This is a genomic window from Actinokineospora enzanensis DSM 44649, assembly GCF_000374445.1.
Taxonomy (GTDB): domain Bacteria; phylum Actinomycetota; class Actinomycetes; order Mycobacteriales; family Pseudonocardiaceae; genus Actinokineospora; species Actinokineospora enzanensis.
The window spans coordinates 1-14,477 of record NZ_KB894469.1 but is presented as its reverse complement, the minus strand read 5'-3'; the positions used below and the strand labels follow the sequence as shown (position 1 = coordinate 14,477).

Sequence of the window (14,477 nt, the reverse complement as noted above, 5' to 3'; positions counted from 1 at the left end):
CTGGGTTGATAGGCCGGAGATGGAAGCCTTGTAAGGGGTGGAGTCGACCGGTACTAATAGGCCGAGGGCTTACAACAAACATGCTACGCATCCACTGTACGGTATCTGAGACACCGACCACGATCTGATGGTGGTTGGATTGTTTCATAGTGTTACGGCGGTCATAGCGGTGGGGAAACGCCCGGTCCCATCCCGAACCCGGAAGCTAAGCCCACCAGCGCCGATGGTACTGCACTCGTGAGGGTGTGGGAGAGTAGGACGCCGCCGGACTTCTTTTGCGAGATCCCCTGTCTCCCTGGCACAAGCCAGGTCGAGACAGGGGATCTCGCCATTTCCAGGACAGACACCGCAGGCGCGCCGAAATGCGGTCGCCATCTTCCCGGGTGATCAGCATCATGGCTCCATGACGGTGCTCACCCACGGCTCGGTGCGCGACTTCTGGGCGGTGGCCGGTCCGCTGTTCCGCGCGGACCCGGTCCGGCACACGGTCGCGATGACGGTTCTGCATCGTTTGCTCGCGATTGATGGCTCGGGCGAACGCGTCGGTCGGCACGATCCACTGTTGTTCACCGTCGACAGGGCCGGAAGCTGCGCGGGCGCGGTCTTCGCCACCCCGCCCTGGCCGATCTCGGTTTCCGGCTTGCCGACGGACGTCCACGGCGAGGTGATCGACCACCTCATCGAGTCGGGCATCGAGCTGTCCGGCGTGCAGGGCCCGTGTGATGTCGCCGAACCCTTCACCCGAGCCTGGTCCGATCGCACCGGTGCGACGGTCACCGCCGTCATCTCGGAACGCCTCTACCGTCTGGGCACACTCAGCACGCCCAACGTCGGCGGCACCGTCCGACTGGCCACCGAGGACGATCTGCCCGTGCTCGTCCCCTGGTACCAGGCGTTCAACGCGGAGGCCCACCCTACGCCGCAGGATCTCGACGTCGAGGGATTCCTCCGGACGTCGCTCCGGCTCGGCCGGGGTTGCGCCATCTGGACCGACGGCGGTGTCGACGTCGCCCTGGCGTCGGGTTCGGTGCCGGTCGAGGGCATGTCCCGCATCGGCCCGGTCTACACGCCGCCGGAACATCGTGGTCGCGGTTATGGCAGTGCGGTCACGGCGGCCGCGGCCCGATGGGCGATCGCCCAGGGCGCGTCCGACGTGCTGCTGTTCACCGACCTGGACAACCCCACCTCGAATTCGATCTACCGGAAGATCGGGTTCCGGCCCGTGCTCGATGCCGTGGAGATCACCTTCGACGCGGGGCCTACGCTCGACACGTGACCTCGGTGCGCGTGCTCGTCCTGCAGCTCGACGACCTTGACCCGCCCGGTCGACTGGCCGACTGGCTGGTCGACGCGGGCGCCGACCTGACCTTCGTGCACCCGCAGCGCGAACCGCTCACCGTCGAGCCGACCGACTACGCCGCCGTGGTGTGCCTGGGCGGTCCGATGAACGCCAACGACGTCATCAACCACCCCTGGCTCGCGGATGTCCGCCGGGTGATGGGTACCTGCGTCACCCGGCAGACCCCATTCCTCGGCATCTGCCTGGGCGCGCAGCTGTTCGCCGTCGCCAACGGCGGTGTCGTGGAGGTCGGCGAGCAGGGCCCGGAGGTCGGCGGCACGCTGGTCGCCAAGCGTGACCTTGGCTGGGCCGACCCGCTGTTCGCTGACCTGCCGCTGATGCCCGATGTGGTCCAGTTCCACTCCGACGTGATCACCCGACTGCCGATCGGGGCCGCGCTCCTCGCCGCCGGGACCCGCTACCCGAACCAGGCGTTCCGGGTCGGCCCGGTCGGCTACGGCATCCAGTTCCACATCGAGACCACCCCGGAGATGGTTCTCGACTGGGCGCGGGAGTTCCCCGAGGCGGCCGCGCAGGCCAAACCGGGCGAGTTCGAACAGGCCCGGCTGGCCGAGCTGCACGCTGATGTCGAGGAGGTCTGGCGGCCGTTCGTCGAGCGGTTCGTCCAGCTCGCGCGTGGTGATCTCGCGCCGGTGGAGCCCGCCCGCCCGCAGCTGCCGATGATCTGACGCCATGCCCGACCGCTCCCGCCCGATCTCGTCCGCCGCCCGGTTCGGCCTCACCGACCCGCGTGCCGAGCAGGACCTGCGCGCCGCCGGGCTGTGGGGCGACAGCGGGCCGGAACGCGAGGTCATCCTCACCGCGCTGTCCCGCACGCCCGACCCGGACCTGGCCCTGCGCGCGCTGGACCGGATCCGCGAGTCCGATCCGGAGAGCTGGCCGGAGCTGCGCGACACCTTGGAGAACGACCGGGGGCTGCGCGGTCGGCTCCTGTCGGTGCTGGGCGCGTCCACCGCGTTCACCGATCTCCTGGCCGCCCATCCCGGCCAGTGGCGTCGGCTGGTCGGCGACGGCACCCCGGCGGGCGAGTACGCGTCGGTGCTGTATCGGTCGGTCGACGCCGACGGGGATGGCCCGCAGGGGCCGATCGCGGGTGTGCGCGGCATGGCGTCGGTGCGCGCGCTCAAGTCCGCCTACCGTGGGCTGCTCATGGAAGTGGCCGCTGCCGACCTCGCGCACCTGGTCGAGTCCACCATGGCCGTTGCCCCCTACGACCGCATCGCCCGTCAGCTCAGCGAGCTGGCCGAGGCGGCGTTGCGCGCGGCGCTGGCGGTGGCCTGGGCGGAGAGCGGCCACCAGGACCGGGCCCGGCTTGCGGTGATCGCCATGGGCAAGTGCGGCGGCGACGAGCTCAACTACGTCAGCGACGTCGACGTCGTGTTCGTCGGCGAGGACGACCTGGCGCTGGCGACCCGGGTGGCCAGCGCGGTGATGCGGGTGGCGACCGAGGCCTGTTTCGAGGTCGACGCGAACCTGCGCCCGGAGGGCCGCAACGGCGCCCTGGTGCGCACCCTCGACGGGCACGGCGCCTACTACAAGCGGTGGGCGAAGACCTGGGAGTTCCAGGCGCTGCTCAAGGCCCGGCCGGTCGCCGGGGACGCCGGGCTCGGGCAGGAGTACCTGGAGACGGTCGGCCCGATGGTGTGGCACGCGGCCAACCGGGATAACTTCGTGCCCGAGGTGCAGGCGATGCGCAGGCGGGTCGAGGACCACGTGCCGTCGGAGCTGGTGGACCGGGAGCTGAAGCTGGGCCGTGGCGGGCTGCGCGATGTCGAGTTCGCCGTGCAGCTGCTGCAGCTCGTGCACGGCCGCACCGACGAGTCGCTACGCCTCGGGTCCACTGTGGACGCACTGGCCGCGCTCGGCGCGGGCGGCTACGTCGGCCGCACCGACGCCGCCGAGCTCGCCGACTCGTACCGCTTCCTGCGCACCCTGGAACACCGCCTGCAACTGCAGCGGCTCCGGCGCACACACCTGTTCCCCGGCGAGAACGAGACCGACGAACTGCGCTGGCTCGCCCGCGCGAGCGGCATCGGCCCGGAACGCGGCCGCAACTCCGTCCAGGTGCTGCAAGCCGAGTTCCGCAGGCACACCAACCGAATCCGGCGCCTGCACGAGAAGCTGTTCTACCGCCCGCTGCTGGAGGCCGTGTCCCGCGTCCCGACCGACGCGCTGCGGCTGACCACTGAGGAGGCACACGCCCGGCTCGCCGCGCTCGGCTACACCTCGCCGCAGGGCGCGTTGCAGCACATCCGCGCGCTCACCGAGGGCGTGTCCCGCCGGGCCGCCATCCAGACCGCGCTGCTGCCCGTGCTGCTCGACCTGTTGGGCGCGACCCCGGACCCGGACGGTGGCCTGCTCGCCTACCGCAAGGTGTCCGAGGCGCTGTCCGGCACGCCCTGGTACCTGCGCGTGCTGCGGGACGAGGGCGCGGTCGCCGAGCGGCTGGCCACCCTGCTCGGCACGTCCAAGCTGGTCCCGGACCTGGTCGTGCGCGCCCCCGAGGTGCTGCGGCTGCTGGCCGAGCCGAGAGAGCTGGCCGTCCGCGACCCGGCCGAGGTGTCCGGTTCGCTGCGCGCCGCGGTGAAGCGGCACGGCTACCTGGGCAACGCGGTCGCCGCCGCGCGGTCCCTGCGCAGACACGAGGTGCTGCGCATCGCCTGCGCCGACCTGCTCGGGTTCACCGACGTGCTGTCGGTGTGCTCGGCGCTGTCGAGTGTGTGGTGCGCCGTGCTGCAGGCCGCGCTGGACGCGGTCGACCGGGCCGAGGCGGCCGCCGCTGGCGGGCACCAGGCGCGGGTCGCGGTGATCGGCATGGGCAGGCTCGGCGGCGGCGAGCTCGGCTACGGCTCGGACGCGGACGTGCTGTTCGTCTGTGAACCCACACCCGGGGTGTCCGACGAGGACGCGCTCAAGTACGCGGGCCGGGTCGCGCAGACCGTGCGGAAGCTGCTCGGCTCACCCAGCCAGGACCCGCCGTTGCAGGTCGATGTGGACCTGCGCCCGGAGGGGCGGCAGGGTCCGATCGTGCGCACCCTGGAGTCCTACCGCGCCTACTACGCGCAGTGGGGCGAGATCTGGGAGGCGCAGGCTCTGCTGCGGGCCACCCCGGTCGCGGGTGACGCCGACCTGGGCGCCCGGTTCATCGAGCTGGTCGACCCGATCCGCTACCCGGCCGGTGGTCTGGACGACGCGCAGGTCCGGGAGATCCGCCGGATCAAGGCCAGGGTGGACAACGAGCGGCTGCCGCGCGGCGCCGACCCGACCACGCACACCAAGCTCGGCCGCGGTGGCCTCGCCGATGTCGAGTGGACCATCCAGCTGGTCCAGCTGCGGCACGCGCACGCCGTTCCCGAACTGCGCACGACTTCCACAATGGAGGGTCTGACCGCCGCCGCGGCGGCCGGTCTGATCGCCGAGGACGACGTGCGAGACCTGCGCGACGCCTGGCTGCTGGCGACCCGGGTACGCAACGCCGCCACCCTGGTGCGCGGCAAGCAGACCGACCAACTGCCCACGCACGGCCGGGAACTGGCCGCGGTCGCCGCGGCCATGGGCACCCCGCTCACCGAGGACCCCGGCCAGTTCCTCGACGACTACCGCCGCACCGCCCGGCACGCCCGGTCCGTCGTGGAACACGTCTTCTACGACTGAGTTCTCGCTCACCGCCGGGAGCGCGCGGCCGCGACCGCGCATTACCCTCGGGTAATGACCTGGAGCGTCCGCATTCCGGTGCGCAGCTACGAGCTGGACACCCTCGGCCACCTCAACCACGCCGTCTACCACCAGTACGCCGAGGTGGCCCGGGTCGAGGCGTTCGTCGCCGCCGGGTGCGCCTGGACCGACCTGATCTCGGCCGGTCTCGGCCCGGTCATGCTGTCCTCGACCATCAACTTCCGCCGTGAGCTGCGCCTGGGCGACGAGGTGGACGTGTCCCTGGTGGTCAAGTTCGGCGCGGGCAAGACGTTCAGCGCCGACTCGACGCTGACCAAGGCGGACGGCACCGTCGCCGCCGAGATCACCTGCGTGCTGGGCCTGATGGACCTGCGCCTGCGCAAGCTGGTGGCCGATCCGAAGGCCGCACTCGAAGAGCATGGCCTGGACCTGACCGCAGTGGACTGACCCCGCCGTCGCCCGGCATCGTTCCCGAGTCGGGAGCGATACCGGGCGCGTGTGGTTTCAGGCGAGAACCTCGCCGACGTTGTCTTCCACGAACGCCGCCTCGGCCTCGGCGAGCGCGCGGCGCAGCAGCTCCCCGGCGAGCGCGGGGGACTGCAGGTCGAGCGGACCATAGACCGGAACGTCCAAACCGGCTTGCGCCTCACGCACTGCCAACGGCGACGCGGTGAGCAGACCGCTGACCGCGAGCACCGGGTGTGAACCCGCGCGCAACCGCTGCACGCCGTAGAGCGCGCCGGAGGAGTCAGCGGCGGAGAACAGCACACCGTCGGTGATGCGCCGGATCTCCGGACGGTCCAACAGCTGTGCCGTCTCCGGCTGTAGCAGACCGTCGGCGATCTCCAACACGATCGCGTCCACACCGCGCGCCATCAGGTGCGCGTGCAACAGCAGCGATCCGGTAACCAGGCGCTCCAACGGGATCCGGAACGTGGTGGCCATACCGGCGTCGGTGAAGTCCAACGCGGCCACCGCGCCCGAGTCGCGGAACAGCCACGGGTCACCACCCGCCGCCGTACCGGTCACCTTCGCCGCACCGACCCGCAACCCAGCCCGCGACAGGCCGTGCACGAGCGACGCGACCGTGGTCGTCTTACCGGAGTTCATCGACGTCCCCACCACCACGAACGTCGGCGGCTTGCGCAGCGCGGCCAACGGCGCGCCCAACGCCAGATCGGACACATTGAGCACCCGACCCTCCGCATCCCCCACCAACCCCAACGGCCGCACCGTCGTCGGCGCACTCACCGCCGCGTTCCGACTGCGCACCTTGCCCAACACGCCACCCGCCGCGACCAGGTCGCACGCCCCGAGGTCGTCGGGCAGCTCCGCCTCGAAATGGTCGGGTGCGTACCGGGCGCCGTAGGCCACCAGGACTTCGTCCCCGATGTACAGCTTCGCCTTGCGCCCGTCGGTCAGCTCCAGCAGCTGGTGGTAGCCGACCTTGGTCACCTCGGCCAGCACCAGGTCCCCGTGCCGGGGCTGGTGATCACTGTGGTGGACGAGGCTCAACCCGGCGCCGCGATCGAGATTTCGCACGACGTAGGCAGCCTTGAGACGTTCGACGCGCGCGGGATCAAGGGAAGCGAACATGGCTTGTCCTCGGTCAAGGGAAGGGAAACGCCCGTACGAGAGCCGTACGGACGTGGTGCGCGGGAGCGTACGGCCTGCCGAGCCGACAAGGGAATCCCGGACGAGGTCTCGATTCGGGAAACACTTACACCGCCCAGCTCACCGCCCAGGTCACACCGGATGATCCACCTGATCGAGTGGATTTCGGACGCGGACCGGACCCCGGAACGCGGAAGCGCCCCGCGGCGGGCCGCGGGGCGCTTCCGGTTGGCGTGCTTGGGGATCACACCGTGTCTGGGGATCACACGTCGTAGTACAGGCCGAACTCGTACGGGTGCGGGCGCAGGCGGAGCGGGTCGATCTCGTGCTCGCGCTTGAACGCCACCCAGGTCTCGATCACGTCGGGGGTGAACACGCCGCCTTCGAGGAGGTAGTCGTGGTCGGCCTCCAGCGCGTCGAGCACGTCGCCGAGCGACGCCGGGACCTGGGCGACCTCCTTGGCCTCCTCCGGGGGCAGCTCGTAGAGGTCCTTGTCGATCGGGGCGGGCGGCTCGATCTTGTTCTTGACGCCGTCCAGGCCCGCCATCACGATCGCGGCGAAGGCCAGGTACGGGTTGCCGGAGGAGTCCGGGCAGCGGAACTCGACGCGCTTGGCCTTGGCGTTGTTGCCGGTGATCGGGATGCGTACGCAGGCGGAGCGGTTGCGCTGCGAGTAGACCAGGCTGACCGGGGCCTCGTAGCCGGGCACCAGGCGGTGGTAGGAGTTCACCGTCGGGTTGGTGAACGCCAGCAGCGACGGGGCGTGCGCAAGCAGGCCGCCGATGTAGTGCCGGGCGGTGTCGGACAGGCCCGCGTAGCCGGACTCGTCGTGGAACAGCGGCTTGCCGTCCTTCCACAGCGAGGAGTGCACGTGCATGCCGGAGCCGTTGTCGCCGAACAGCGGCTTGGGCATGAAGGTCGCGGACTTGTCCGCCGCCCACGCGGTGTTCTTGATGACGTACTTGAACAGCTGCAGGTCGTCGGCCGCGTGCAGGAGCGTGTTGAACCGGTAGTTGATCTCGGTCTGGCCGCCGGTGCCCACCTCGTGGTGCGCGCGCTCGACCTGGAAGCCGGAGTCGGCCAGGTTCAGCACCATCTTGTCGCGCAGGTCGGCGAAGTGGTCGACCGGCGGGACCGGGAAGTAGCCGCCCTTGAACCGGGTCTTGTAGCCCTTGTTCTTGCCGTCCTCCAGCGCGCCGGTGTTCCACCAGCCCTCCACCGAGTCGATCTCGTGGAACGAGCCGTTCTCGGTGTAGTCGAAGCGGATCGAGTCGAAGATGTAGAACTCCGCCTCGGGGCCGAAGTAGGCGGTGTCGGCGAAGCCGGACTCGGCGATGTACTGCTCGGCCTTGCGCGCGATGTTGCGCGGGTCGCGGGTGTAGGCCTCACGGGTGAACGGGTCGTGCACGAAGAAGTTCAGGATCAGGGTCTTCTCGATCCGGAACGGGTCCAGCCGCGCGGTGTACGGGTCGGGCAGCAGCAGCATGTCCGACTCGTGGATCGACTGGAAGCCGCGCACCGACGAACCGTCGAACGCCAGGCCCTCGTTGAAGGCGTCCTCGTCGAACGCGCTGGCGGGCAGGGTGAAGTGCTGCATCACACCCGGCAGGTCGCAAAACCGGACATCGACGAACTTCACACCCTCGTCGGCGATGTAGCGCAAAACCTCGTCGGAAGAGTTGAACACGCCTGTTGACTCCTTCGTGTCGCTCCGCGGGGCCTGACCAGCCCACCCGCGGGTCGGCGATCTCCGACTCCGGCGCCGTGCCCGCTCGGTGACGACGCTAAGAGGGCGGTGTTGCCCGACCGTCACCCGGATGTTTCGCGGGTGTTAACGGACCCCCGTTCGCGGTGATCCGCGCCGCAGAGCATGCCGGCAAACCCCCGGTCGGGCACCTCGTCCTACGCTGGTGGGGTGAGCAGATGGACCGGTACCTGGCTGTCCGGCCCCGGCGCGGCACTTGACCGCGCCGACGGCCCCGTCCGCTACCGAGGGGAACGGCTCGGCGCCCCCGAACGCGGCCTCGGCTCGGTCGCCTCGAACGGGGTGCGGCTGGGCGCGCTGTTCATCGACCTGGTGCTGTCGTCCCTGGTGACGTCGCTGTTCATCCGCCCGGACTACGACGACCCCACCCAGATGTGGCGGTTCAACTACTGGTCCGGCCTGGTCTGGCTACTGATCACCGCGGTGGGCGTCTCGCTGGCCGGGTTCACCCCCGGCAAGGCCCTCCTGGGCCTGCGCGTGGTCCGGATGGACGGCACCGCCCTGGTCGGCCCGTTCCGCGCGATCCCCCGCACGGTCCTCATCGCCCTGATCATCCCGGCCGTCATCACCGACCGCGACGGCCGCGGCCTGCACGACCGCCTCCTCGGCACGATCGTCCTCCGCACCCGCTGAGCTAGTACAGGTCGTCCAGGTCCATCAGGCTGTCGAGGTCGATACGCAGGGGAAACGGGTCCTCGGTCGTGAACACACCCGTAACAGCCTCGCCGCGTCGGTACTGGCCGTCCTCGTCGAGGCGGTTCGGAGTCAGTGATACCTGTCCTCCGACGGTGTCGATCAGCCAATAGTGCGGGATGCCCGCGTCGGCGTACTCGGCGAACTTGATGACGCGATCCATCCGAACTGGGCCAGGCGACACAACTTCGACCACCACTGTGATCTCGTGGGCATGGATCAGCCCGCCATCTTTGACAACGCGTTTGGCGGCCGCGCGTTGATGGATGAACAGGTCCGGCCTGCGGCTGTGGCCGGGAGCATCGCTCGGTGACAGACCGAGATCGATGTCCAGGTCGATGCAGGCACGCAGGTTCCTTGGCAGGTGGCGCTTGAGCTGGTCGCGCAGCTCAAGCGCCACGTTCATGTGCGAATAGCTGTGACTGGGGGACACGAGTAGACGACCCTCTTGCAACTCTGTGTACCCGGCCGCAGGCTCGCCCAGTGCCAGGTACTCCTCGATGGTCAACAGGTGTGTGGGCGCGCTGGATTCGTTTTGATGCCTGGGCATCGCGATCACTGGCTCCTCCTCACGGTTGACCACAGAGTGGCAGAAAGTCGCGAAAAGTTACTCCTTGTTACCGTCGCCGCAACGTGCGCTGGACGTTGCGCATCTTGGCGCCCGCGGGCATCGGCCCCTTGGGCAGCGCCGCGCCCCGGCTGGAGATGGCGGCCAGCCGCTTCTCGATGACGTCGATCTGGGCCGGGCGCAGGTTGTTCGGCAGCTTCATCAGCTCGCGCTGCAGGCCGCGCAGCGGGATCTGGCCCTCCTCGTTGCCCACGATCCGGTCGTAGATCGGGGTGTCGCCGACGATCCGGGCGATGCGCTTCTTCTCCTGGGCGAGCAGCGTCTTCACCCGGTGCGGGGCGCCCTCGCCCACCAGGATGACACCCGGGCGGCCGATGACCCGGTGCACCGCGTCGAGCTGGGTGGTGCCCGCGACCGTGACGGTGACCCGCCACCGGCCGCGCAGGTGGTTCTCCAGGACCCAGGCCGCTGCGCCGGGCTGGCCGTCGGCCTTGGCGAAGACGTTGCCCTGTACCCGGCGGCTGAACACGATCAGGGCGGCGAGCAGGCCGAGCAGGATGCCGACGGGCAGCAGGAACCACTGGATGTCCAGGAACCAGCCGATGCCGAACACTACGCCCGCGATCCCGAGCAGGGTGCCGAGCAGCACCGGGATCAGCCATTTGTCTTCCTTGCGCTGCATGTTGAACGCCTGGAAGATCTGGCCGCGCCGGGCCTTCGACTCGGCCTTCCGAGTCTTCTTCGCCTCGGCGGCGGCCGCCTTGTCCTGCTTGTCAGCCATGTGCACCAGGATACGGTGCGGCGTCCCCAGGTCGGCGAGGACGTTCTGCGAGGATGCACCGCATGGCAGGCGCGGACTCCACCTTGCTCTCCGGACTGGACCCGGACCAACTGGCCGCGGTCACCGCGCCGCGCGGTCCGGTGTGCGTGCTGGCGGGCGCGGGGACGGGCAAGACGCGCACGATCGTCAGCCGGATCGGGCACCTCATCCACTCCGGGCACGTGTCCGCGGGCCAAGTCCTGGCCGTCACCTTCACCTCACGCGCGGCGGGCGAGATGCGCACCCGGCTGCGCGGGCTGGATATCCACGCAGCCCAGGCCCGCACCTTCCACTCCGCCGCGCTGCGCCAGCTGCGGTACTTCTGGCCGCGGGTGGTCGGCGACGCGCCGTGGGACCTGGTCGACGCGAAGCTGCGGCTGGTCGGCCAGGCCGCGCACCGGGCGCACGCGAGCACCGAGCGGGACGCGCTGCGCGACCTGGCGACCGAGATCGAGTGGGCGAAGTCCTCGCTGATCACCCCGGCGGACTACCCGGCGGCCGCCGAGCACGCCCGGCGCGACCCGCCCGCCGCGGCGGAGCTGGTCGCCAAGGTCTACGCGGGCTACGAGGCGTTGAAGAACGAGGCCAGGCAGCTGGACTTCGACGACCTGCTGCTGCACACCGCCGCCGCGCTGGAGGAGCACGCCGAGGTCGCCGAGGAGTTCCGCGAGCGCTACCGCTGCTTCGTGGTCGACGAGTACCAGGACGTCACCCCGCTGCAGCAGCGCGTACTGGACGCCTGGCTGGGTCGCCGCGACGACCTGACCGTGGTCGGCGACGCCAACCAGACCATCTACTCCTTCGCGGGCGCCTCGCCGCGGCCGTTACTGGAGTTCACCCGCCGCTTCCCGGAGGCCGTGGTGGTGCGGCTGGAGCGGGACTACCGGTCCACGCCCGAGGTCGTCACGCTGGCCAACCAGGTCATCTCCGCCGCCCGCGACCGGCCCGCAGGCTCCCGGCTGCGGCTGGTCGGGCAGCGCCCGAAGGGCCCGGACCCGCGGTTCGCCGAGCACGCCGACGAGCCCGCGGAGGCGGCCGCGGTCGCCGCCCGGGTCCACGAGCTGCACGAGGCGGGCACCCCGCTGAGCGAGATCGCCGTGCTGTTCCGGATCAACGCCCAGTCCGAGGCCTACGAGCAGGCGCTGGCCGAGCTGGACATCCCGTACCTGGTGCGCGGCGGCGAACGGTTCTTCGCCCGCCAGGAAGTTCGGCAGGCCATGGCCGCGCTGCGCACCGCCTGCGGCAACCCGCCCGACGGTGAGCTGCCCGGCGCGGTGCGCGAGCTGCTCAAGCCGCTGGGCCTCGTCGACGAGCCGCCCAGCGGCGGGTCCGCGCGGGAGAAGTGGGAGTCGCTGCTGGCCCTGGTGGAGCTGGCCGAGGAGCTGACCTCGACGGTGCCCGAGGCCGACCTGCCCCGCTACGTGGCCGAGCTGGAGCAGCGCGCCCAGGCCCAGCACCCGCCGACGGTGGAGGGCGTCACGCTGGCCTCGCTGCACGCGGCCAAGGGCCTGGAGTGGGACGCGGTGTTCCTGGTCGGCCTGGTCGACGGCACCATGCCGATCCAGCACGCGGACGGCGACGACGCCGCGATCGAGGAGGAGCGCAGGCTGCTCTACGTCGGGGTGACCCGGGCCCGCGAGCACCTGTCGCTGTCGTGGTCGCTGTCGCGCACCGAGGGCGGCGCCCGGTACCGCAGGCGCAGCCGGTTCCTCTACGGGCTGATTCCCGAGGACCACCCGGCCGCGCGCGTCCCGCTGGCCCGCCGCGCCGAGCCCGCCCGCCCGGCGATGGCGCGCGGCATGAACCCGGTCCGGTACTGCCGGATCTGCGGCGACAAGCTGGTCGGCACCATGCCGGTGAAGCTGGGCCGCTGCCAGAACTGCCCGTCGGACGTCGACCAGGGGCTGCTCGACCGGCTGCGGGAGTGGCGCCAGGAGCGGTCTCGGGGCCTGCGCGTCCCGGCGTACGTGATCTTCACCGACGCCACCCTGCAGGCCATTGCCGAACAACGTCCGGCGGATCGGGCCGCGCTCGTGGCGATCCCCGGTATCGGGGCCGCCAAGCTGAACAACTTCGGGGCCGAGGTGCTCGCCCTGATCAGCGGTGACCAGGCATGATCGAGATGTGACCGTCGTCACTCGAAGTTCTGGAAAATCGGTTGCACGGCCTCCGCAAGGGCCAATAACCTGCAATGGCCGGGCACGAAGTGCCCGGAGAAGTCCCGTCAACTGACGAAGTCGACGCAAGCCCAGGAAGGGGTGATCACCGGTGACCAGCACCTCGATGTCCCCGGCCATGCACCCGAACCTGTGCTCAGGTGTCGAGCTACGTGGGGGAGTCGGCGCGCCTCAGGGCGTGGCCGGCTGGCGTCGTGAGCGGACTTGCACCACCGCGGAAAGCACCGGCTTGTTTACCGGTCCCGCGACTGTTCTGACTACCGCCGCGCGCGTCAACGCTGCCGCCATCACCAAGCCGTCGGTGAAGGCGTACGCCCGTCCCATCGATCTCGTGCAGGTCGACGAGCACCCGTCCGCAGCCTCAGGCTGGAGGACTTGACCCAGTCAAGATCCTCCAGGCGCCCCTGAGGCCGCGGACTCCGACACCGGAGCCGCGGCCTTTTTGTTTGCCCGCCACGGCCCCGCCTGCCACACGGTTTTCCCGGAACAGATGACACTTCAGGAGTTTCACACCATGTCGACCGCCACCGCTCCGCTTACCGGCGGAGCGCTTTCCGACCTGCTCGGCCCACCTGGTTCAGGGGTCAGCGAACTGCTCGACGCCGCGCCGTCCGCGGGGCTCGATCTGCCCTGCCGCTCCAGCGACAACCCCGACCTGTGGTTCGCCGACGCGCCCGCCGAACTGGAGCGCGCCAAGGTGCTCTGCGGGGACTGCCCGGTCCGCTCCGCCTGCCTCGCCTCCGCACTCGCCCGACACGAGCCGTGGGGCGTCTGGGGTGGGGAGATCTTCGAGCGGGGTGTCGTCATCGCGCGCAAGCGGCCCCGGGGTCGCCCGCGCAAGGAGGACCTCGCCCGCGACGCGGCCGAGGTCACCCGCGGCCAGGAGGTCGCGGCATGAACGCGCAGCCGGACACCGCACCGTACGCCTACCAGCCAGAGGGTTCTCCCATAATGTTGATGTATGAAAATCTCGCCCGATCACGAACGCTTGAGGCGGAGCGGACGGCGCACACGCACCGTCTGGTCCGCCGGTTGAGCGCGGCCAAGCGCTGGGAGCGGATCTCCCGATGGGCGGCACGACGCGCCGAGCGCGTCACCGTCGATCTCTGATCCACTTCCTACGACTGGGGACAAGAAGCCCGCCACCGTCCCGGTGGCGGGCTTCGGCCGTTCGGGTGGGAAACGATTCAGCGCCGCCCGCCCAGGGTTACCGTGGGGCTCCCCGTCCTCGACGCGCCTGTGGGGCTGACGTCTGATGCACACCGACGACGACCTGGACACCCCGACCCACGGGCGACCCGCCCGCCACCGCCCACACCCGGCAGCCGAGGAGACCGACGCCTTCGTCCCGGTCACCGCCGCCATCCCCACCGACCTGGCCTCCTGGACCGACGACCAATGGGTCGTCCGCCCCGAGTCCCACGCTCTGGTCCGCCCCTACACCTGGACCGGCGGCCGCACCCACACCCGCGGCGACCTGGCCCTGGAAACCCTCGTCAGCACGACCGACGCCACCCTGGCCACCTCCTGGGAACACCGCGCCGTCGTCGACCTGTGCACCCACACCCGCTCGGTCGCCGAGGTCGCCGCCCTGCTCACCATCCCCCTTGGCGTGGCCCGCATCCTCATCTCCGACCTGGCCACCCTGGGCGCCCTCACCATCCACAACCACCCCCACGCCACCCCCGACCTCACCTTCATGAACCGAGTCCTGACCGGCCTCCGCAACCTCTGACCCCACCCCCGACCGACTTCCCCACCCCCGGCCCGACTTTCACCCACCCCAGCGACAGAAGTTATCCACA

At 70.3% G+C, this 14,477-nt stretch carries 14 protein-coding genes and 1 rRNA gene; 11 read left to right on the top strand and 4 right to left on the bottom strand.

Annotated features, from left to right (window positions below; genetic code table 11):
• Positions 1–153 precede the first annotated feature (153 nt).
• The 5 genes from rrf (at position 154) to C503_RS0136550 (ending at position 5,482) form a co-directional block, all read left to right on the top strand.
• A 5S ribosomal RNA gene (gene rrf / locus C503_RS0136570) occupies positions 154–270 on the top strand.
• Between the two features lie 133 nt (positions 271–403).
• On the top strand, positions 404–1,276 hold the full coding sequence (locus C503_RS48360) for a GNAT family N-acetyltransferase (protein WP_018687159.1): 873 nt from the start codon (positions 404–406) through the stop codon (positions 1,274–1,276).
• Complete coding sequence (locus C503_RS0136560; protein WP_018687158.1) at positions 1,273–2,028, top strand: type 1 glutamine amidotransferase; 756 nt, start codon at positions 1,273–1,275, stop codon at positions 2,026–2,028. The genes C503_RS48360 and C503_RS0136560 overlap by 4 nt, the downstream gene beginning before the upstream one ends.
• Before the next feature lie 4 nt (positions 2,029–2,032).
• The gene (locus C503_RS0136555; RefSeq protein WP_018687157.1) at positions 2,033–5,014 is read left to right on the top strand and encodes a bifunctional [glutamine synthetase] adenylyltransferase/[glutamine synthetase]-adenylyl-L-tyrosine phosphorylase; all 2,982 of its coding nucleotides are present in this window, start codon (positions 2,033–2,035) and stop codon (positions 5,012–5,014) included.
• A gap of 54 nt (positions 5,015–5,068) precedes the next feature.
• Positions 5,069–5,482 carry an acyl-CoA thioesterase gene (locus C503_RS0136550; RefSeq protein WP_018687156.1) on the top strand — a complete coding sequence of 138 codons (414 nt, stop codon included), beginning with the start codon at positions 5,069–5,071 and terminating at the stop codon, positions 5,480–5,482.
• A gap of 57 nt (positions 5,483–5,539) precedes the next feature.
• On the opposite strand, the gene C503_RS42340 is transcribed toward C503_RS0136550, so the two are convergent.
• Positions 5,540–6,631 carry a hypothetical protein gene (locus C503_RS42340; RefSeq protein WP_018687155.1) on the bottom strand — a complete coding sequence of 364 codons (1,092 nt, stop codon included), beginning with the start codon at positions 6,629–6,631 and terminating at the stop codon, positions 5,540–5,542.
• A gap of 280 nt (positions 6,632–6,911) precedes the next feature.
• Positions 6,912–8,336, bottom strand: a complete 1,425-nt coding sequence (gene glnA / locus C503_RS0136540; protein ID WP_018687154.1) for a type I glutamate--ammonia ligase — start codon at positions 8,334–8,336, stop codon at positions 6,912–6,914.
• Between the two features lie 228 nt (positions 8,337–8,564).
• Between glnA and C503_RS0136535 the strand changes: the two genes are divergently transcribed.
• Positions 8,565–9,047, top strand: coding sequence for an RDD family protein (locus C503_RS0136535; protein WP_018687153.1), 483 nt, complete (start codon positions 8,565–8,567; stop codon positions 9,045–9,047).
• Position 9,048: 1 nt separating this feature from the next.
• On the opposite strand, the gene C503_RS0136530 is transcribed toward C503_RS0136535, so the two are convergent.
• Together C503_RS0136530 and C503_RS0136525 are read right to left on the bottom strand one after the other, a co-directional pair.
• Positions 9,049–9,657: a Uma2 family endonuclease gene (locus C503_RS0136530; RefSeq protein WP_026317065.1), complete on the bottom strand. Its 609-nt coding sequence runs from the start codon at positions 9,655–9,657 to the stop codon at positions 9,049–9,051.
• A 67-nt stretch (positions 9,658–9,724) separates the two neighbouring features.
• On the bottom strand, positions 9,725–10,456 hold the full coding sequence (locus C503_RS0136525) for a DUF4191 domain-containing protein (protein ID WP_018687151.1): 732 nt from the start codon (positions 10,454–10,456) through the stop codon (positions 9,725–9,727).
• A 62-nt stretch (positions 10,457–10,518) separates the two neighbouring features.
• Here C503_RS0136525 and C503_RS0136520 point away from each other — a divergent pair, with 62 nt between their 5' ends.
• The 5 genes from C503_RS0136520 to C503_RS48715 all read left to right on the top strand — a co-directional run bounded on the left by C503_RS0136520 (position 10,519) and on the right by C503_RS48715 (position 14,407).
• Entirely contained in the window at positions 10,519–12,612 is a 2,094-nt protein-coding gene (locus C503_RS0136520; protein WP_018687150.1) for an ATP-dependent DNA helicase UvrD2, read from the top strand.
• Between the two features lie 151 nt (positions 12,613–12,763).
• Complete coding sequence (locus C503_RS46590; protein WP_156893785.1) at positions 12,764–13,051, top strand: hypothetical protein; 288 nt, start codon at positions 12,764–12,766, stop codon at positions 13,049–13,051.
• Positions 13,052–13,186: 135 nt separating this feature from the next.
• A complete protein-coding gene (locus C503_RS0136515) occupies positions 13,187–13,570 on the top strand; it encodes a WhiB family transcriptional regulator (RefSeq protein WP_018687149.1) in 384 nt (127 codons plus the stop codon).
• Positions 13,567–13,782: a hypothetical protein gene (locus tag C503_RS46585; RefSeq protein ID WP_156893784.1), complete on the top strand. Its 216-nt coding sequence runs from the start codon at positions 13,567–13,569 to the stop codon at positions 13,780–13,782. Before C503_RS0136515 ends, C503_RS46585 begins: the two co-directional genes overlap by 4 nt.
• Positions 13,783–13,927: 145 nt before the next feature.
• On the top strand, positions 13,928–14,407 hold the full coding sequence (locus C503_RS48715; RefSeq protein WP_018687148.1) for a DUF742 domain-containing protein: 480 nt from the start codon (positions 13,928–13,930) through the stop codon (positions 14,405–14,407).
• Positions 14,408–14,477: the final 70 nt, after the last annotated feature.